The sequence below is a fragment of the Ruegeria sp. HKCCA5929 genome (assembly GCF_013034525.1).
Classification (GTDB): Bacteria; Pseudomonadota; Alphaproteobacteria; order Rhodobacterales; family Rhodobacteraceae; genus Ruegeria.
Window position 1 is genome coordinate 22,038 of sequence record NZ_WQGE01000014.1, and the last position, 18,572, is coordinate 40,609.

At 50.5% G+C, this 18,572-nt stretch carries 23 protein-coding genes; 7 read left to right on the forward strand and 16 right to left on the reverse strand.

The window, feature by feature from the left end; genetic code table 11:
- Positions 1–128: 128 nt before the first annotated feature.
- The 3 genes from GOV90_RS20690 to GOV90_RS21450 form a co-directional block, all read right to left on the reverse strand.
- Positions 129–2,240, reverse strand: coding sequence for an ankyrin repeat domain-containing protein (locus GOV90_RS20690; protein ID WP_171172911.1), 2,112 nt, complete (start codon positions 2,238–2,240; stop codon positions 129–131).
- Positions 2,237–2,425 carry a hypothetical protein gene (locus GOV90_RS20695; RefSeq protein WP_171172912.1) on the reverse strand — a complete coding sequence of 63 codons (189 nt, stop codon included), beginning with the start codon at positions 2,423–2,425 and terminating at the stop codon, positions 2,237–2,239. The genes GOV90_RS20690 and GOV90_RS20695 overlap by 4 nt, the downstream gene beginning before the upstream one ends.
- Before the next feature lie 72 nt (positions 2,426–2,497).
- Complete coding sequence (locus GOV90_RS21450) at positions 2,498–2,653, reverse strand: hypothetical protein (protein ID WP_171172913.1); 156 nt, start codon at positions 2,651–2,653, stop codon at positions 2,498–2,500.
- A 1,214-nt stretch (positions 2,654–3,867) separates the two neighbouring features.
- Here GOV90_RS21450 and GOV90_RS20705 point away from each other — a divergent pair.
- Positions 3,868–4,794 (forward strand): hypothetical protein, encoded by a 927-nt coding sequence (locus tag GOV90_RS20705; protein ID WP_171172914.1) that lies wholly within the window; start codon positions 3,868–3,870, stop codon positions 4,792–4,794.
- Between the two features lie 86 nt (positions 4,795–4,880).
- On the opposite strand, the gene GOV90_RS20710 is transcribed toward GOV90_RS20705, so the two are convergent.
- The 5 genes from GOV90_RS20710 to GOV90_RS21340 all read right to left on the reverse strand — a co-directional run bounded on the left by GOV90_RS20710 (position 4,881) and on the right by GOV90_RS21340 (position 7,969).
- Positions 4,881–5,129 (reverse strand): hypothetical protein, encoded by a 249-nt coding sequence (locus GOV90_RS20710; protein WP_171172915.1) that lies wholly within the window; start codon positions 5,127–5,129, stop codon positions 4,881–4,883.
- Between the two features lie 1,880 nt (positions 5,130–7,009).
- Entirely contained in the window at positions 7,010–7,183 is a 174-nt protein-coding gene (locus GOV90_RS21110; protein ID WP_217352345.1) for a hypothetical protein, read from the reverse strand.
- Complete coding sequence (locus tag GOV90_RS20715; RefSeq protein ID WP_171172916.1) at positions 7,180–7,527, reverse strand: hypothetical protein; 348 nt, start codon at positions 7,525–7,527, stop codon at positions 7,180–7,182. The genes GOV90_RS21110 and GOV90_RS20715 overlap by 4 nt, the downstream gene beginning before the upstream one ends.
- Positions 7,524–7,847 carry a helix-turn-helix domain-containing protein gene (locus GOV90_RS20720; RefSeq protein WP_171172917.1) on the reverse strand — a complete coding sequence of 108 codons (324 nt, stop codon included), beginning with the start codon at positions 7,845–7,847 and terminating at the stop codon, positions 7,524–7,526. Before GOV90_RS20720 ends, GOV90_RS20715 begins: the two co-directional genes overlap by 4 nt.
- Positions 7,844–7,969 (reverse strand): hypothetical protein, encoded by a 126-nt coding sequence (locus tag GOV90_RS21340; protein ID WP_256368044.1) that lies wholly within the window; start codon positions 7,967–7,969, stop codon positions 7,844–7,846. Before GOV90_RS21340 ends, GOV90_RS20720 begins: the two co-directional genes overlap by 4 nt.
- Positions 7,970–9,179: 1,210 nt before the next feature.
- On the opposite strand from GOV90_RS21340, the gene GOV90_RS20725 reads away from it, so the two are divergent.
- Together GOV90_RS20725 and GOV90_RS20730 are read left to right on the forward strand one after the other, a co-directional pair.
- Positions 9,180–9,863, forward strand: coding sequence for a ParA family protein (locus tag GOV90_RS20725; protein ID WP_171172918.1), 684 nt, complete (start codon positions 9,180–9,182; stop codon positions 9,861–9,863).
- Positions 9,863–10,159, forward strand: a complete 297-nt coding sequence (locus tag GOV90_RS20730; protein ID WP_171172919.1) for a hypothetical protein — start codon at positions 9,863–9,865, stop codon at positions 10,157–10,159. The genes GOV90_RS20725 and GOV90_RS20730 overlap by 1 nt, the downstream gene beginning before the upstream one ends.
- 120 nt (positions 10,160–10,279) lie before the next feature.
- On the opposite strand, the gene GOV90_RS20735 is transcribed toward GOV90_RS20730, so the two are convergent.
- From GOV90_RS20735 to GOV90_RS20765, 7 genes are all read right to left on the reverse strand, one after another.
- Positions 10,280–11,497, reverse strand: a complete 1,218-nt coding sequence (locus GOV90_RS20735) for a replication initiator protein A (protein ID WP_171172920.1) — start codon at positions 11,495–11,497, stop codon at positions 10,280–10,282.
- Positions 11,498–11,931: 434 nt separating this feature from the next.
- A complete protein-coding gene (locus tag GOV90_RS20740; protein ID WP_171172921.1) occupies positions 11,932–12,450 on the reverse strand; it encodes a hypothetical protein in 519 nt (172 codons plus the stop codon).
- Positions 12,450–13,226 carry a hypothetical protein gene (locus GOV90_RS20745; RefSeq protein WP_171172922.1) on the reverse strand — a complete coding sequence of 259 codons (777 nt, stop codon included), beginning with the start codon at positions 13,224–13,226 and terminating at the stop codon, positions 12,450–12,452. The genes GOV90_RS20740 and GOV90_RS20745 overlap by 1 nt, the downstream gene beginning before the upstream one ends.
- The gene (locus GOV90_RS20750) at positions 13,223–13,735 is read right to left on the reverse strand and encodes a hypothetical protein (RefSeq protein ID WP_171172923.1); all 513 of its coding nucleotides are present in this window, start codon (positions 13,733–13,735) and stop codon (positions 13,223–13,225) included. Before GOV90_RS20750 ends, GOV90_RS20745 begins: the two co-directional genes overlap by 4 nt.
- Before the next feature lie 26 nt (positions 13,736–13,761).
- Entirely contained in the window at positions 13,762–13,911 is a 150-nt protein-coding gene (locus tag GOV90_RS20755) for a hypothetical protein (protein WP_171172924.1), read from the reverse strand.
- A gap of 75 nt (positions 13,912–13,986) precedes the next feature.
- On the reverse strand, positions 13,987–14,703 hold the full coding sequence (locus GOV90_RS20760; protein WP_171172925.1) for a hypothetical protein: 717 nt from the start codon (positions 14,701–14,703) through the stop codon (positions 13,987–13,989).
- On the reverse strand, positions 14,700–14,996 hold the full coding sequence (locus GOV90_RS20765) for a hypothetical protein (RefSeq protein ID WP_171172926.1): 297 nt from the start codon (positions 14,994–14,996) through the stop codon (positions 14,700–14,702). Before GOV90_RS20765 ends, GOV90_RS20760 begins: the two co-directional genes overlap by 4 nt.
- Positions 14,997–15,575: 579 nt before the next feature.
- On the opposite strand from GOV90_RS20765, the gene GOV90_RS20770 reads away from it, so the two are divergent.
- From GOV90_RS20770 to GOV90_RS21455, 3 genes are all read left to right on the forward strand, one after another.
- Positions 15,576–15,914, forward strand: a complete 339-nt coding sequence (locus tag GOV90_RS20770) for an H-NS family nucleoid-associated regulatory protein (protein WP_171172927.1) — start codon at positions 15,576–15,578, stop codon at positions 15,912–15,914.
- 4 nt (positions 15,915–15,918) lie between these two features.
- On the forward strand, positions 15,919–16,329 hold the full coding sequence (locus GOV90_RS20775) for a hypothetical protein (protein ID WP_171172928.1): 411 nt from the start codon (positions 15,919–15,921) through the stop codon (positions 16,327–16,329).
- 402 nt (positions 16,330–16,731) lie between these two features.
- Positions 16,732–16,974: an antitoxin Xre-like helix-turn-helix domain-containing protein gene (locus tag GOV90_RS21455; RefSeq protein WP_371808857.1), complete on the forward strand. Its 243-nt coding sequence runs from the start codon at positions 16,732–16,734 to the stop codon at positions 16,972–16,974.
- Here GOV90_RS21455 and GOV90_RS20780 read toward each other — a convergent pair.
- Positions 16,947–17,186, reverse strand: coding sequence for a hypothetical protein (locus GOV90_RS20780; RefSeq protein ID WP_171172929.1), 240 nt, complete (start codon positions 17,184–17,186; stop codon positions 16,947–16,949). The genes GOV90_RS21455 and GOV90_RS20780 overlap by 28 nt on opposite strands.
- Positions 17,187–17,820: 634 nt before the next feature.
- On the opposite strand from GOV90_RS20780, the gene GOV90_RS20785 reads away from it, so the two are divergent.
- A partial coding sequence (locus GOV90_RS20785; RefSeq protein WP_171172930.1) for a DUF2971 domain-containing protein occupies positions 17,821–18,572 on the forward strand: 752 nt, incomplete at its 3' end.

Below are 18,572 nucleotides of genomic sequence, written 5' to 3' on the forward strand. Positions count from 1 at the left end.
AGAAGGTCATCTGGACCTGCCCCGTTTTAGTGCCGCTCCAAGTGCTCGTTTAGGTGTAGCGGATTGCATTCATCCGCCCCGGATCAGATTGCGTGCGAATGATCTATGGATGCCAATCCCCGTCCGGATTAGCGAAACGCTTTCTCTCTCAACCAAATCCTGTCGTCCGGCAATACCCAACGCAACAAGTCAGCGGCCAGGCGGGTATGACCAAAGAAGTGCAGACGCGTAAAGGCTGTACCGCCACGCTCATCCTGTGAACGCACGTCAGCGCCATGATCAACAAGGGTCTTGAGAAGCCATGAGTTTCCGATTTCAGCTGCATACAAAAACGGTGTCAGCCCATAGGCTTCAGTAGGCGCATTCACATCTGCGCCGGCATCCAGCAAGAGCTGCACAATCCTGCGCATTTCTGGTGTATCGCCTTTGAGGTAGTACTCGGCGAGGTCAGGAAGAATGGCCAACTCGTCGTGTGAATAGTGGTTTACTTCCTGCGCATGGGCTTCGACGTCAAAAAAGGGGGAGTTTGTTTTGCGTAATACGGCAGGCATATCTGCTCTTAGGCCGCCGCGTCGCAACCCGGACTCGGCGTCTGCGAAGTGACAGACCGCGATGAACAGCGTCGTTTGATGATCTGGCCCCTGTATTTCGACGTCCGCGCCTTTTTCAAGAAGAGCTTGCACGTAATCGGGGCAACCCATGCAGATAGCCTCACTCAAAGCAGACTTACCACTACGCGTCGTTGTATTGATTACGTCAAGTGAGGTTTGGGGCAGCAATGCCCTGATGCAGGCGTCATCCCCACCTTGCAGCGCCATTAGCAACGCTGCCCCACTATTCTTGTCCAAAACATTGGGATTTGCACCGGCACTCAATAATTGTACGACTTTTTCCACCTGCCCAAGATGAGCAAACAGTGCAAGTTGCGGTGCCGGGGTCTGGCCGTATCCCTTAACGATGCGGTCGACATTTCTCATATCTGGCTTTCGAGCTTTCCATTCCGACATGACCAGAATGTATTTTCTGTAGGGACCGTCGCAGTCAGCTTCGGCGGCTTCTGGATACATATTTGGAAAGTCCCTAGCACATGCCAAGTCAGCGTCGGGAACATCAACATTAAGTTCCAAGCCGTCGCACCAACCTTCCCATTTTGTGAAAACACGCTTTTTTTGAAGCTTCTGCGCGATGTTGAGTATGTAGTGCAGGCAGCATTTCATCTGTACGGCGCTGCGAAACTCAAACCACTGCGCGGCGTCTTCAAACGCATTGAGTGCATCGCTATAGCGGCCGAGTTGGGAATAATAGCGCCCCCGATAGAACTGAAGGCCCGCCAAACGAGGTTGGCCTTTCAACGAGTCCTCTAACGCTGTGAACAAAAAATCCGCTCTAGCGGCATCTCCACCGGCCTTCGAACGGCGTGGATCTGTTAGCCGAACAATTTCGTTGACCTCGTGTTGCTGGCGCACGGTAAGCCCGCTGGTCTTCAGATATTTTGGCGATCCCGAAAGATCTACAATCGCTTTTTGGATGGAATTTGCATCAAACCGTAGCTCATAGCCGGAGATATGGTTGCTAGGATCCACTAAGCTCAATTCGCAGTATTTCTGGTACATCCGAACCACAAGCAGCGCCCGCGCAAACTTCCGATCCCAGTGCTTCATCAACGATAGAACTGTATGAATTTGCGGGTCGCGCTCACCCCTAGCCCATCGTTTGATTGAGATTTCCCAGTTTTCCTGACCTCGGCGCAGGCCGGGTTTGCTTTCGATCTCTGTCGCCAAGCGTGCAAGACCACGATCTTTTGCGCGCCATTGCCACAACAGCGTTGTCGCACGGCATGGCTTTCCCAGAATATCGTCCGGACTCAAACCGGTTGCGGCGAGCACGATCTGCAAAATTTCCTGGAAAAATCCGTATGCAACGCGGTCAAACACGCCGCGTACCGCCGCAACGGGCAATGCCGCGCAGTCCAGAGAACGGCATAAGACAGCATAGTCTTGCAGTGCATCCAAGAAGTCGGTTGCCCCCCAGACATCATTGCCGTTTGCCGAATGGAATTCCGCAAGACGCCGTTGAAGCATATCGTTCGCGGCTTCAGGAGAAAGCGGTTTACCCTTGCGCAGGCGTTGAAGCTCTTTCTTGAGCGCAGGTTCGTTCGCATCATCAATATGCGACATTGCGCGGATCAGGAATGCAACGATCTCGGATGGTTGCGGGATGGGAGAAGCAACATTGCTCATGCCAACAGCTCCTGGGTGCGGCGCAGTCTTGCAAGTTCTGCTTTAACATTGCGGATTGCGCGGACGCCACTGGGTGTTTTGGAGATCACCATCAGCCCGCCATTCGGGAATAACAGCTTTCCATGCTTCTTACCGTGCACAAAACGGGCGCCTGTTTTTACGGTTTCGGAAATGATTTTGTTCAAGTCTTTATCTCTGGAGTAGGGCATGCGTCACCTCGATAACGGGATGGCGACATTGCCACCATCCCAACCAGCTTATTTCTTGGAACTGGTCCGGGTAGCGTTCTTCGCGGCGGCGCTTTGAGCGCGTGCAGCGAAACTGCCTTTGGTCGTTTGCCCGCCGCTCTTGGCTGAATTTGCGGCTTGAATCCGTGCGGCTGCTTTGGAGTTCATTGCTTTAGTTTTCGGCATCCTGTATTCCCTTCGAGTTTGAGGATGCTTTGGTTGTCTCAGTTTCAGGCCGATCCTTCACCAGACAAGCTGGGGACCCCGATCTGAGATTTTGCAAAACAAGCGTCCTGCACATCTCGGAAGCCAATGCCCCGAGCAACTGCCCTCCTTTAGGGCGTTGGGGCCTGCCTTTTTCCGTTGAGGAAAGGTCCCTTTGCAGACAGCAGGGCGCTGCCAGACGCGGGACCACAACCACTCAAAGTTCTTGCCTTGAAATCCCGTCTGATAATCTACGTCAAGCGTCTCGACAACTCGATGGGAAGGCAGGTGCCCGAAAACACGCCGAGAAGACACGATCATACTCCACGCAGTCATGCGTCCACTCAATTTTGGTGTCGTCAGACCCCCCCCCAAAAAAAACGTGCTTTGTCGCCTGACTTCAGACCTAGGAAATAATCGAGAGGAACGCGCTCTGCGCCGGTAGCTTGTGTAGTGATGTTTGGTTGCATGTGCTCAGGTCTTTTTGCTGCCCTAAAGCGCCATCGCTGACACGATTGCAACCTGGGCGTTCATCACTGGCGGCTATATTTTTGTTATTTGTCAAGCAGTTGGGCGCCAAGACTTAAAGGAGGTGCTAAAAAAGACGTGAAGTGATGCGTTTTTGCTTGGCGTCAAGAAATGGCACATCAGTTTTTCTGCCGGATTCCTGGCTGCGGTTGGGGTCAACTACGTGATCTCCGACCTTAGTGAGAACTCTGAACTTCGGTAGGATTTGAAAGTGGCTAAAAATGCTCGTGAGGTGACCGTCCAAGCCCTCCAAAAGCGAAACCAGGCTCTCGAAGCCGAACACCAAAAGAACCAAAATATTGAAAAAGTGATTTTCTGTAATGCCTATAAAAACTGGGCTCTTAGCCCTCTCATGCGCGCTTATGTTGACAGCTTGCAGTAAGCCTACCCCTGCCCCGGTTCCACATCATATTCTTGAGTGCCCAGCCGAACCCCGCCCAGGTCAAATTGCAACTGAACGCGAGTTTTTGAATCGGGTCGAAGAAATGCGTTCGGCTGGAGCTGTATGCCCGGCGAATCTGTCAACAGCTTCACAGAATCTAACTGTTGCATATTTGAAGCGGTGATCCTCCCACTCAAAGGCCATTTCGTTGAAATCTACCGTCCACGTCGTCACGTCAAATGTGTTGCAGGCGGGTCCTGCGATTAACCTTGTGGGGGAAATTGACATGAAAAAGCTTCTGTTCTCAGTCGCCACTTGTGCGATTTTTGCTGGCTCAACGGCGAGTCTGAGCCTCGCGGGAAGCCTCGGTGATGATGATATTTCATATTATAGTCGAGGCCATGGGGGCGCACCCGGATTTGGATGGGAAATTATCTACCAGGCACCAAGGAACGAAACATCCGGCTTCGGTCACGGCGAGACCAGCCTTGCAAATCAAGTTCCTAGTGTTGAGGAAAACTTCCAAATGCCTGAGCTTGGGTCTTCGTCCCAGATGGAAACTGTTGTGTCGCCGGCCCCAGGGATAGGCGAGCAACTCGGACGGGAACTTGGCCCCGTGGCACTCGGCATGGCAACCGGTGCACTCACGGCAGTTGCTGGAGCTGGTATGAGGACCAGTATCGCTGTTGGCGGCGCAACGGCGCTGTCTCCGGTCAGTGATGCAGCGCGCGATGCGGGAGCGGCAGTTGGTGCATACACCGATAAAACAGGCAACAATGCTCTTCTTCCGAACATAGAGAGTGGTCACTCGCCGCATCCAGGTAAGTCCGTGGCTGACTCCATGGTCGAAGGGCTCTCTAAGGCTTTTGAAGAGGAACAGATTGATCTCGGTCCCGTCGATGTTGAGAAGGTTTTAGAGCCATCTGTAACGTCAGAAACCGTGAAGGACGCGCAGGAGTCGGCCAATCGTCCACAAATGCGGGCTCTGCGCGGTGAAGTAAGCCATTCATCTGGCAGCGTCGGCGGTTACTCGGGCCATGGGGCCGGCATCCCAAGCATCCCGGCACAAAGGCCGATGGGGGTTCCTACAGGACACATTGATTTTGGTGCAAATGGTACCATTGATGCCACTTCTGTACTCCGGATCGGTGGTGGTGGTGGGTCGTTCAACGGACCATATGAAGATCTGCAATTCATGCCCCAACGGAGATAAGCCAAAAGCGAACAAGAAGGGGATGAAACCATCTTTTGATCCCGTCATCCCTTGACCAAAAGCCGGCCAAAAGCGACGATCAGTGATCACTCCCAGGGTCGGGTCCTGTTCAACAAGAACACTCCACCCGGCCCCAGAGTCACTTCTGCCGGCGACCTGTGGTCCAGCTCACTGTTTGCTGTGTGCATCAGCAGATCAGCGAAATCGGCCGCGCCACAAGCCTTGGAGACCTCGTTGTCGTCCACGTATTTGCGGGCACCTGAATAGTCCTTCGTGCTCAGGTGCCGTAGGATTCTGCTATAGATGACCTTCTGTTCCAGTATCATAGGTCTCATTTGTTTGCGTTCATCTTGAAGATCAATGCTCCACAACCTAAATTACTCGTATGAGGACATGGTTGGAATGGGTACCGGCAAAGCCTGCCCCCTTTCGACCCAATCTAGAGGAGGAGCCCCATTGGGACTTCTATCTATCCTCATATTAATAAAGAACGTCATTCTGATTTTAGCTGGCATCGGAAAGCTAGTTTTAATCAGTCTTGGAATACACCTCGCAACCAAAAGGCTTGAACTGATAGCCTTGGAAAAGGAGCGACAAGCCTCCAAAAGCGAGGAAAAATGTGCTTTCGAGCTTAGAAAGCTGCGGTCACAAAAGAAAAAGTGACCAGAGAGCTCTCGTTGCGGCGAGAGCTCTTCATATTTGTAAAAACGGGGACCAAAAGGGGGATCACACGCCCCCTGCCCCGATCCACAACCAATTCAGCTGCTGCCCACGAACTTACTGGTATCAGAGTTTACAGAGCCCCCGTGCCCAATCGCTTTCAAAGCATCGCGTGACACCGAAAAGGCTTGTCGGAAGATTTCCTGGATCATCTGAACGCTGACTGTTTGCCGAAATGGTTAGACTGCATCCTGTTGCGGTCTGACACGAAGAATTGGCGCTGTTTTTCCAACTGATGATGATATCTGACGAACAAGTGTTGATATGTCGAGCAGGATTACGACTGATCTTATAACAACCGGCTGCATTGTCTGCCGCGTACAATGGTTGCCTAGACGATGAACCGCTAGTGGTGGTCGGTGCACCGGCCGCAGCACCAGCTGCTACTATTGTGCCTCCAATTGCTGACAAAACCCGCTGCGTCTGCTCTTCGTTTGACCAGCGAACATAGGTCCTGGACGTATCTCGGTCCCTCTCAGCTGCTTTTCTATTGCTCGCAATAGCCTGATCAAACGTGTACGAACCAGAATTGGCTAGCGTTCCCGCTTCCCATTGGCTCAGTGTCTCGGCTGGACAACTCGCTTTCGCTCGTTCGAGCATATCCGCATAACGGTCGTCTGACTCAGCAGTTATAGCCCAAAACAGCGCCGACTGATCATCTGTTTTCTGCGATCCGGTCGGCAACTTATTGTAGCCTAAAACATTGAGATCGTCTTGGCCCGCTTTCAAACGTTTGTCTGAGTCACAAAGCTGCGGTGGCTGTAGCTGCTGAGTGGGTAAAACGACATTCTGTGGTAAGTTTAAACTGGCTGGTTGCGCACAACCTAGAGAGAACAAAGGGATGCTCGTTGCAACAATTATGTTTCGAAAACTCATTAAGACCCCCAATCAAAAAACAAAATTAGGATATCCACTGCGGACAACCGGTCAAGTTTTCAGTCAATTCCCCATTCACGCACAAAAACGGGGACAAAAAGGGGGATCACACGCCCCCTGCCCCTACATGCAGCCCTGAAAACAAGCGCTATCCGCGCAAAGCGTGGTTCCTGTTTCCGGCACCACGCTCTCTAGGGTGAACAGCCTCAAAACCAAAAATGTGGACGTCGATATTGTAGGATGTAAAGGATAGTAGGCTGTAGAATTTTACAAGTCTTACAGTCAAGACTCAAGAAGATCTCGTTTTCTGGGGGTTGTGATGCGATCAAACGCTTCCCAATCCTGGGCTTCAGCGACCTTCCTGGCGAGTTCAGGGCTTCTTTTTGGCAACTCTCCGACTTGGCTCGCAGCATATCTAGATATCCAGTAACCGATAGCTGCAACAGCGGCTCCACCGATAATCGCTAAGATCGTCATCGTGTGATCCTTCTGTCCATGATGCCATCGAGCAGGTGAAGTGGAGCGATCTCAACAACTCTTTTTGCCAACTCAGGATTCCGCGACCGTCGGCGCCCACCATATTTGAGCGCAAAAAAGACCAAGCCAAGCCCTATCGTTGTTAGAACCGCGGATACCGCAATAGATATGAGTACAGCCGTCTCCATGCGGTCAGACTAACAAAGAAGGCCCCGTCTAGCAAAACCTGGACCTTATCCTGAATTGCTTTTGCTTCGGCATACTTGTCCAGCAAAGCATCCAGGTTCTCACGGCCTTCTTGCAACAAATATCTCATGAGCACACCTCTTCACCGATAAATTTCGGTGCCATCCAAGGGAACACTTGGACTAGCGCTAGCATGGCCATCTTCAGGTCTGTATAGCCGCGCTCCAGCTTCCTGGTATCAGCAAATGTTTCGCTTTTCTCACCATCTTCACGTGTGATTGTCAGCAATTGATGGTCTCCAAAGCATTCCGAATCCTGCATTGTGATTGTGTATTCAACGTCATTCATTTTTAACTTGGCGACCTGGCCTTTTCGGACCTTCAGATCGCCACCCCACTCAGCACTGCGGAAGTACTCGACGCGGCTGCCCAGTCTAGCTTCGAACGTCTCTTGTTTTGATTTCAGTTCGATCATGACTGCTTTCCTGTTCTGAACGGCTCGGTGACAACGGACAAAAACGTATCCATATCCCAGCCTTTAATTGACGCCCAAGCGATGTCTCTCGCTTCCAGTTCCAGCGCTTCCGCAAACAGCTCTAGTCGCTCAGCCGGCAGCCGGGACTTCCCCGACTCGATGGCAGCAATGAAGCTTGCGTTATTGAGCCCTGTACGGTTCGCCAGCTGCTGTTGTGTGAGACCGATGTTTCGGCGAGCATCCTTCATGAAATGGCCGAATTCTGCCTTGGTTTCGGCGTTGGATTCGACGCCGCTTAGCAATTCGCTGATATCCATCATTCTGCCTCGTTGAGTTTCGGGTTCCTGAATGCCTTTTTTTCGATGTCAGCCTTGGCCCCCTGCCCTTCCTGTATACAGTACCACATCATCCAATCCGCCATCTGCTCGATGTGTTTTGTCATACCATTTCCTTGATTTTTGTCGTTATGAGGCGGTTTTCCGTAAAACCAAGTATTTAAGCAATTTACTTATAGTGTTTTCAAACCATGTATATGACACTGTTACCGCGGAGCCACAACTCACATAGTTGGCAACTTGAAAAGTCTTTATATTTCAAGATTTAGTCATTTTGATTGACATTTTGTAAAACTATTTTTGTGGTTTTAGGGTTAAACTAACAAACCTGACCGCGCTATTCATGTCAGCAAAAACAATAAGCGACGCTCGCAAGCCTACTTACCCGCCCTCGCCGGTGTTCCCCACAACATCATCCAGTGAGGGTTCCATATTTTGTGCTTTTCCGGACGACCGCGCGGATTCCGTTAGGACTACGTTCACTAACGCCACTTTCTTCACCTTCGATCACCGCATCGGATACTGAAACTGGGTGATCACAGTCTGCGCAGAACCTGGCGTTTAGCGTGCACAGGTGCTTACCGCAGTTTTCACACGTCGGGCCATGTTGGCTGATAACGAGACCCAAGACAGCGCTTACGTTTGCCACTTGAAAAGCAGTCAGCTTCGTGTGTTTTCCAGAATCTGTGCGTGGTGCTCTTTGATCGGCAAAGACTTGTCGTTCAGGATAAAGGTGTAGGCCCAAATTGAATTCCCCTGCCCTGTCTCCAGGTCGTTTGGGGAGTTCTTACATGTGCCCAAATTGTAGGTGTATCTCCTGCTAGCCGGAGTACACCCACCCTACCCGTTCGCGGTTTCGGAATGTTCAAGCCTTCGTTTTCGGGTCCCGGACGTGGCCGACGCCGTTCTAGACGGCAATCTCAGTTGACTAAAGGGCTTCCTCGGCCTTCAATGCAGTCAGATCATCTTCCAGTGCGCGGATCTCGTCAGTGATCAGGTCCTTGTACTTAACATCGCCGTCCAAACTCTGCTTTAGGTTATACTGACTAAGACTAAAATTGTTTTTGGTGCGTATTATTAAATACCTTAGCAATAGGGACGATTACATTTATAAATGCTGCTGTGATGTCTCTGGATAGTTTGTCTACAGTACTGTAGAGTACGGTAGACAAGTATACCATACAGTAGAGTAGGGTACTTGTGTCATGCTTGCCATAGAACACTCTTGTTAACTCTAAGCCAAAGTAACTTTTGGTAGACAGGAGTAGAGTAGACTAGTCTAGACTAAGGTAGAGCAGACAAAAAACAGGTAAAATCATGACAGTTATCGCATTCGCCTCAACCAAAGGTGGAGCCGGCAAAACCACTGCAACCATTGTTTTGGGCACAACTCTGGCCCAACAACTCACGGTGACCATTATCGACGCGGACCCGGCAGCCCGCGTCATGGACTGGGCAGGGCAGGGGCCTCACTCAGAGAATATCCATGTCGTAGCATGCGCAGATGAGCGACGGATTCAGCAAGAAATTAAAGACGCTCAAGAGCGTTCACAAGTAGTGTTGGTAGATCTGGAAGGCGTTGCTTCCAGACTGAACTCCTTCGTGATCGCGAAATCCGACCTCGTGATTGTACCAATGGCTGACGAGCAACAGGACGCGAAAGCGGCCGTTGAGACACTCGCGCAGGTAAAGCAAGATGCCGAGTTCGCAAACCGTCAGATTCCGGCACGTGTTCTATTTACTCGGACTCAGGCGCTGGATCAGGCCAAGGCCCGCTTCCGCAAGATGATCAACAGCAGTATGCGCGGTAACGTTCCTTGCTTTGATACAGAACTCAAAGATCGCGGCGCCTTCAGCAACTTGCACAATACCGGCGGTTCCCTGGAGGACCTTCCAAAGTCTGTTTCCGGAGTGGGCAAGGCAATGGTGAATGCCAAAGCTTTCGCGGCTGAGGTCTCCAAAGTTCTTCGGGGAGACGACGAACAGCGAGGTGCCGCGTGATGACAAACGAAAATAATCCCATCGACTTCGGCGCCTTCACTGAACCTAAGAAGCGTCCTGAACCTGTCTCAGCCCCTGAGGAGTCCAAAAAGGAGAAGGGCAGGGGGGAACGGCAAGAATGGGTGTCCAGACAGCCAGCAGCAGAGCCGGTGGCACCACAAAAAGCTACAGAGGGCCAGATTAGCATTAAAGGTCCCGATCATATTATCGAGCGCTTCAAGCAGCTGTGCAAAGATGACCGCCGGGTCTACTATGATATGCTTGAAATCTTAATGGACAAGTTCGAAGGCAAGTAGGGCAGGGGGCACCCCCCGCATTTCCAGTTCGCGGTAATCAGGGGGGTAGCCCCCCGATTTCTTAGCAAAATATGTGAACGACGCCTGGCCAATACGCTGGGCGTCTTCATTTTTGGGGTGTTATTGCGGCCGGCCGTTCTTCTCATAAAAGCTCTCACAGAACTTTCGGAAATGCTTCCCTGGGCTTTTGACGTCGATGCATTCCTTCGCGACCCATGTTTTCCATTCCTGTTCCAGGTAATATGGATCCCAACCAGGGGCGGCCTCACGAGCGTCTTCGTAGGCATAGCTGGGCAGGGTAGGGGCATCCAAGATCTCTATTGCAGGCGAAGAACCAACCGTTCCCCGGTTCCTAAATGTGACCTCCTGGCCGTCAGACTCCACAAAATAGTCAGGAAGATGATTAGTCTGTGCAATCTGAGAAAGTAGGTATCTGAACTGGCGCTTGTTCGATCTGGAGCCTGACTTGTTGTAAAGAATGTCGACCGAGCACTTCCATTCTGATTTGCGACCACAGTGTTTACGAGCCAGTTCGTAGATCCTCCGCTCAAGAGGCTTCCTAAGACGAAAATAGTCAGGGCTTAGGGTTAGGACTTCACGCTGCTCAATGGCGTTGAAAACCCAGCTGCTTAGTTCAATCTCAACCCACAGCATCTTTCCTTCTTTGCCGTTGCTATCTCTCTTTTTCCTAACAGAATAAGCATTGATCAGGCCGAAGCCATCGAGCTGTTCTTCATCACCGGTCACAATATTTGTCCTGATCCGAGTGCCGCTCAGACGCTCCAAGGAGTCCTCCATCGCTTTGTAGTCCTTGCCACCTGTTTTTCGATTGGAAAAAACAAGGAAATCTCGGCTGTTGATCCTGATCCTTCGTGAAACTCTTTCTCCACGATTCAGAGCGGCAATGAGCTGACTGATCGCATAGATCAAAACGTCCTTGTCATAGATTGTTGGCATACCGCCTATTGGCGAAGGATTGATTTTGATCCATTTTTCATTGTGCTCATACTCGCGAGGCGTCGTGTCTGGCTTCTTTGATAGCGAGAAAAAAGGATGTTCCATGCCTTGGTGGATGTCTTTGAATACCGCATCCGCAATATCGCACAGAAACAAATCCGATTGTGGGTGACGCTCCGGAAGCAAACCGGTTGTATCTGGGAGAGCTAGGTTGGGAGATTTCTTGATCTCACCATCGATTCGATTCGGGGTATCAAAGACGCTATCCTTGGAAATGCTCGGATTCTCATCCCGATTCGGGGTTTTAGAGACGCTATCCTTGGAAAATAGATCACTACCCTTGTGATTCGGGGTATCAGAGACGCTATTCTTGCTTTTCATCTGCTATCCTTTGGAACCAAGCTGATCTATTCGGGGTATTGAAGACGAAAAAGTGCTTAACTTAGTACCATACAGCCTGTGGATAACCCAATCAACAGATTCGGGGTATCAGAGACGTTCTTACGGGGTATTAAAGACACCTTTGCGGGGTATTAAAGACACTGCTCTCCCATAAACATAAAAAAAACAAAAGCTTACAACACGGATTCTGACACGTAACACCTATATTAACACCTATTTAACACCCCAAATCGGGTCCATGACCGTCTCTAAAACCCAAAACAGGATTCTCAGGGTGTCTCCAAAACCCAGAATCAAGTTCAGATCGTGTCTCTGATTCCCATAATTCATCGCCAAATGGATAGCTAAGTTGCTTAGAGAGATTAAGAGCAGTCGGGCAGGGGTGTCTTTAAAACCCCAGGTTTCTCTTCTGGCTACCCCGGATACCCAGAAACCCAAGCATTTGCCAACCTCTGAACCTGATCGACCGGATCCGATGGGGCAGGGTAGTTCCCAAAATACTCCCTGATCCGGGCCCCAGCAGCTTCACCATCACGACCCCATTCCATGTCCATCGCGATGACGGCCTCATCTGATCTGAAAGCGAGGTTTGCCTCGTCCAGAAGCCTATCGAGAAGCTTCTTGGTGCCAGGAGGATCCTCTGCATGGAGCCATTTACCAGAAGCTCTGGAGATGCGCTCCAGCGTTTCTCTGGCGACGTCTGACGCTCGCGGCGCGTCTCTCAGATAGATGTCAGCCAAGTCCAAAATCTGCATGGGCCACGAGAGGGCAGGGTGGATTGCAGAGGACCACAAGTATTCGTCGCCGTCTTTGATACCCAACAAAGCAATCTGCACAGGCCACAGCTTACCCCTGACATTTGCAGACCGGATGTCGATGAATATTGATGACATATCTGAGACATCAAAACTGGCGGCGGTCAGTTGTTTCATTACTCACCAGCTTGCTTGTACGCATATGCCATGGCTGCGGCCGAGGCTTCAGCTCGCAGCGGCTGATTGGCTCGTTCGAAATACCGATTAACACGTGTCAGCTGGGCCTCAGACAGGTCGTGAATTTTTAGCAGATCATCAAAATTGATGACATCGATCTCATATCTTTCCGTGTACTCACCAAAAAGCATCTTCATTAAATTAAGCGAGTGGCGCTTGTTACGAACAACCAGCGTATAGTCATGACGAATAGCACTAAGCAAAATTTGTTCGCTAAGCCTCTTTCTCTTTGTCGCCGTCATGAGATCCTTTTTTTCGATACCATGCGCTCGCGCCGCAAGTGCGTCCCAATTTTTATCGATATTCCAGCCCTTTTTAGGTCGGATTAACGACGACCAGGTATGCGTAAAGTCACCTTCATTGACTGCCGTCCCTACCTCGACCGGCCAACCGCCATCGTAGCATAAATCGCTGGATTCCAACGCGATGAAACACGGATTCTGAACTGTTTTTTTCATGATATCTCTGAGAATGTAAGGGTAGGCCGCTCGTATAGCCTCATCGATCAAGGCCTCCACATCATCGCTGGCATGGCTGTAATCGATGACCAGACGACATTCTTGCTCGTCGACATAAAGATCCTGGACAACCGGCCGGCGTGAGCGGGGTACTCGCTCAAGGATGGCCGCCACGGTATCGATCAGGTCGGTGTATTCGTAGCCAATCTGGTAGCCCAATGAATCTTTGATATCGAACCAGTTCAGCGTTGGTCTCATTTCTCAAGTTCTCCGATCACGCAGGCTGCGCATTTCTTGTCATCGCGGCCTGTTACGAGCTGCCCAAGATATCCGCAGGACAGACATTTGAGACGGTGTTCGACGCGATCATTTAGCGGATACGCAGTTAGATCACGTTCCTGCCGACGCGCCTCTGCGTGAACGCAGAAACAGCACAGATTGCGCACCCATCCACCAATTGACTGCGGCCGGCTACTATTTCCACACATTTCACATGAACTATCGGCGGTATTGCATGCCGCGTGGATGAACTCGTCGATCATCAGATCATCACCAGTTTCACCGTCGTGCAGATAGATCCTCAGACCGCCAAATTTCTGCTTGATCTGAGCCACCCTCGGATATGGCAGCTCTTCGCGGTCACAGTGCTTCTTGATGGCCTCAAAGCACCTCGCGACGAGCTCAACCCAGCCCTCGTTTTGAGCGCCCAGGTTGCGCTCTGCTGAACCTCGGATATTGTCGTAGTCGATGACAGAATGGTCACTCATCTAAATTACCTGTAAGAGTTCTTATGTTAAATATCATCCTTGGGCCCGCGATGAATGCGGCGCTGGGCGTCGAATGAACCTGTATTCTCATGTCGCCATGCTTGGGCCCGGTCTTCTTTGGTATCGAACAGATGTTTGACGCGTTGCTCGAACGTAGCTTTGTCTTCATCTGACATGCTTTCTCGCAGCTCCATCAGGAGGTCTGTTTGGGCGGCATTGGGTAGCTGCCAAAGAAGACGTCGGAGCCTCATTTATCCGGCCTCAATTGCTGAACGGACTTCCTGTGCACACCGCTCCAGCAGATCGTCAGTACGCATATGTCCGGTGACCTGGAACTCCTCGTTTCGCATGACGAAATCATGGCCGTAGACCACTTGGTATTGGACAACGTCGGTCTCAGCTTTCCCTGTGTCCTGAATCATCCCCGAGCTGATGGAGATTAGATTTGAAGACATGGTCCGGTCCCAGGCGTTCATCACGCAGACCGGACACCTGGTCTCCCGCCAAGCTCGAACGCGCTGACCGAAGTAGCCGCATTCGGTGCAACACAAGTCCTTCTCGGACTCCGGCAAGCGTTGATTCAAAATGTAACGCTCCGGGCTGTTCTCCTCCTTGCGCTCTTCGATCAGATCATGCGCGCACCAAGGGCACCGGCACGCTAGATATCCATAGAAGTCCTGGATACGGGCCGAGCTTCCACAGAATTCGCAAGTGAATTCAGATTTCAGCTGTGCCCGTTCGAGAGCGTCATACACATACTGATCAGCACACCCGCCATTATAGATCATCAGAGACCCCATCTCTTGCTTGATGGTTGTGATGTCTGGTAGCTCATCGCCAACGAGTTCGGCATGCTCTTTGATTTTCTCCAGCGCTTCAACAACTAGGGGAACCCAGCCCGGCCGGTCCTCCAGGTGCCGTTTGACGCTGGCTTCAAGGTCGTTCCAGTCGATAAGAACTCTGCTCATAATCGTTTGCTTTCTAAATAATCGCGGCGCTCTTCCATCCACTCGATGGCGCTCTCGACGTCACTTGGACCTTCGGAATGCAGCGCTCGCCGATGCCGTTTGAATTCTGCTTCCAGCCAGTCCATCGTTACGCTGACGAGCTCTTGATGGAGTTCGTTGTCCGGCTGGTACAAGTCATCAGGCAACAACTGCTTAAGAAAGTAGGCTCCAAAATCAGGATGTGTCTCACGTAGTCGGCGTCGCATCTCGTCGAGCAGCTCGCGTGTCGTCAGGTCACCCAGCTGATCAGTCATAGTTCCCGCAGCCCCTGCAAAGCGGCCTGATCGCATTCCGACCCTTCATCGGCCGGTCACCGTAAGATCCGCACTCAGCGCACACGTGTTCTGAGATGGTCGTGTATTTTTCGAAAAGCTGAAAAATCTGATCGTTCCCAGCGTGAACCAAGACATCCAGTTTCCCCCATTTTTCACGGATATCGTTGAACTGTGGTTGCTCGGAATACCCGTGGGTCATTGCCCTGAGCTCATCGAGCATTTCTTTGATCAATTGGATCCAACCCGGCCCAACGGCGGGCTCAAAGCAATCAAGGAAGTTGGTATCAACGAATAGTGGATAGTCGATGCAAAGATCGAGGGTTTCAGAAGTAGTCATCTCATAAGTCTCCAAATGTAATGGTTCCGGCCGAATGCCGGGTTTTAAACTGTTTTGGAATCGCGTATGAGTTTAACTGTAGTCATAATTTTATACTATGTTTATAATCGTTTAGCGTCAATAGTTATATAGGTGTGAAATTCGAACTTGGTTAAGGGCTTATTTGCAAGTTGCAAATTACAAGTAAGTCTGGTTGATTGGCTCAAACGAGAGGAACCAAAATGCCAGCAAAATATACGCTTGAAGAGTTCAAGAAACTCAGCTTGCCCGAGATAGACGCCGTTATAGAGGCGGCAACCGAAGCAAAACGAGTTATCCATGAGGAAACCCAGAAAGCCCTTCGAGATCAGTTTGTGAAGCTGGCGGCTGAGCAGGGTTACACGGTGGATCAAGTATTGGGTAACATGGGTCAGCCAGCTCCAGGAGCAAAGGTGAAACTGCCCCCGAAATTCAGGAATCCTGCTGACAGCTCACAGACTTGGGCTGGCAGGGGCATGAAGCCTCGCTGGGTTAAAGAGCACTTGGAAGCTGGTGGAAGCTTGGACGAATTGAAGGCTTGAATAAGTGAAAACATTTTTAACGGCAGTAGTTTTAGCGATTGGTTTCTCTGAGGTGAATGCTGAAGAAATAACTGGTGGTTTTGGCATACCGTTCGATCAACCATTTTCAGAATCAATCAAAATTCTCAAAGAAGACAAGATCATTTGGTCAGCAGAAAGCAGCGCTGGCGAACGCTGGCAGCTTTACCTGGACAGCCTTGATGTTGTTCCACCGGAGCCGAACAGCATCTTTCGAGATTACAGGGTGTCCATTACACCCACAAGTAGGTTGCCCTTCATGATTTACGCCCAATCCAAGATGGATCGGAGCGCTTGTCTGTCAACTGAAAGCGCAGTGCTGAGGATTTTGAAAGAGAAGTATCCGAACGCGAAGTTCAGAAAAGGCCACTTCAATGACATAAAAAGCTTCCAATAAGGGCCAAACAGGATCACCCTCAACTGCAATTCAGATGAGGCACCTCAGAGCGAAGTTGGCTTCCTATATATCAGATACGAAAACTCCGGTAACACAACTCTGGCGATTGACGAACAGTTAGTGTTGGAAGGAAAGTCGGTTGAAGAAAAGGGTTTCTAGAATTGTTTGAAGCCCTTCTGTCGCTGCTGGGATTCATTCTAGTTCTACTGGTGATCTGGCTGATCTTCAGCACCGTAGGTGGCATGGCCAGAGCACGTGGCCATGGTGGATCATTTCATTGTGTTGGTCGCCCTTTGGATCCATGATTGTTCTCTGGTTGTTTTTTGATGTTGTAGTAGAGGACCAAGCTTGAGACTTACATACTGACAGACATCTGCTGAATTCAATATTGGAGCCAGCGGCATGTCATACTCAGTGCGAACAATTGTAATCCTCAACGATATCAAGCCAGGAAAATTCAAGGATCTCGAACAGGCCCGGATCGATCTAGGTCTCACTGTTAAAGACCTGGCTGACCTCCTTCAGGTGTCAGAAGCCACTGTTTACCGAGCAAAAAAGGCGCCAAACAAAAAGCTGACACCTCTTGAATCACTGCTGCTAGGTCACCTTCGTGAGAACTACTTGAGGCCCCTGTCGCTGGCGTAATAGCGGCCGAGCTCGATCATATAGAAGACGTCGCTACACTCATCGAGAACAGCATACTCGATGTCGAGGTCCGGGAAGCTCTTCCGGGCCTTTCGTTTGAAAGCTTCAAGCTCTTGCCCGCCTTTAAATGAGTTGAACCGTCGACGGACATCAAAATCATGGAGACTTATGCTACCGGTGACCTGCGCTTGCAGGGCTACCTGACGGGCCACGTCTTCGATCTGATACAGGATCTCGACGGGTCCTGTTGGGGTCGAGTCCGGCTGAGTGCAAAATAGGGTGGTAAGGAATTTTCTGCGACAGTGCGTCGCCAAGCGTCTCAATATCTCTATAACAATGTCAGAAACGCTCAATGAGACATTGACAGAGACACGACGGGTAAACAGCTTCAGTTTCTACACTTTTTAGACATGATGGGGTCTGCTCGGGGAGAAGGCAGGATAGTATGTTTGCGAGAACTGCCCTTCATGCAAAACGCGGCTAAGGTGCCGAAAGAGCCCAAACGTAACACTTTTTCTGCATTTCGGCGAATGTCAGGTTTTCAAAGTTCGAAGCGCGTGTCATGGTTCATGTTGCTCGACCGCTGAACAAAACAAACTCTGAAATTGCGGCAAATCCGTTAAACAACACTGGCATTGTGAAACAGGGCTACAAGGTCGATTGTGGGCCTACCTGCCGCAAGCTTCGCGATGGAGCCTTTTCACTGTGTCATCGGGCGCTGATCGAAGTAGCTTCTCCCATGCCCGCTTCCACTCTGCTACTTGTTCCACAGACTCCGCAACTTCAAGAATTCTCCATGCTGCGCAATTGTGTGAGGATGGGACTGCCATATGGGGAACTGTTAAATTGTCACTCGCGTATAAGTACCGTTCGCTGAATTCCGAATTTCACACTAGATGTTTAACTCATGGAGAGCTGTTCTTTGCTCCACCCGCCACGTTGAACGATCTCTACGAAGGAGTAGGGCCATTTGCAGCCACTCTTGGTTTGGACGCCGACCCACAGAAAGTCTTGGATGCCCTTTCAAAGGAACTGGGCGCAAACCTCAATATTTCCAACCAGAAAGTGGAAGACCTTCTAGATTTTGAAAGGGCACTCTTATCTATCTTGATAAACAGAGTGGGACAGCGCGAATTCTTCCGAGACGCAAATGACAAGCTCGGAGTTTTGTCACTATCTCGCAACCCGACATCAATGCCTATGTGGGCTCATTACGCCAATAGCCATGACGGTTTTTGCCTTGGAATCGACCCAGACCAAATCCTCAATGAAAACGACGCGATTGTCGGCTTTGAGGTGATCTACGACAAAAAAGAGTTAAAAAGGGAATTTACGCTTGCTCAGGCCATATTGGGTCACAAATTTCGCGAGTGGGCCTACGAAGCCGAATATCGAATGATCACTGGTGCACCAAGTCGGATACTTACGCTTGAACCACACAACGTCCAGGAAGTGATTTTCGGAGCACGAGTCAGTAAGAAGGAACTCGAAAAGTACTTTGAAATCGTTTCGGATAGATACCCTCATGCCTCGGTGAAATTGGCAAGCGCGAACTATGAGGAGAGCGGTCTAAGTCTGTCCGAGATGTCGAGTCCAAA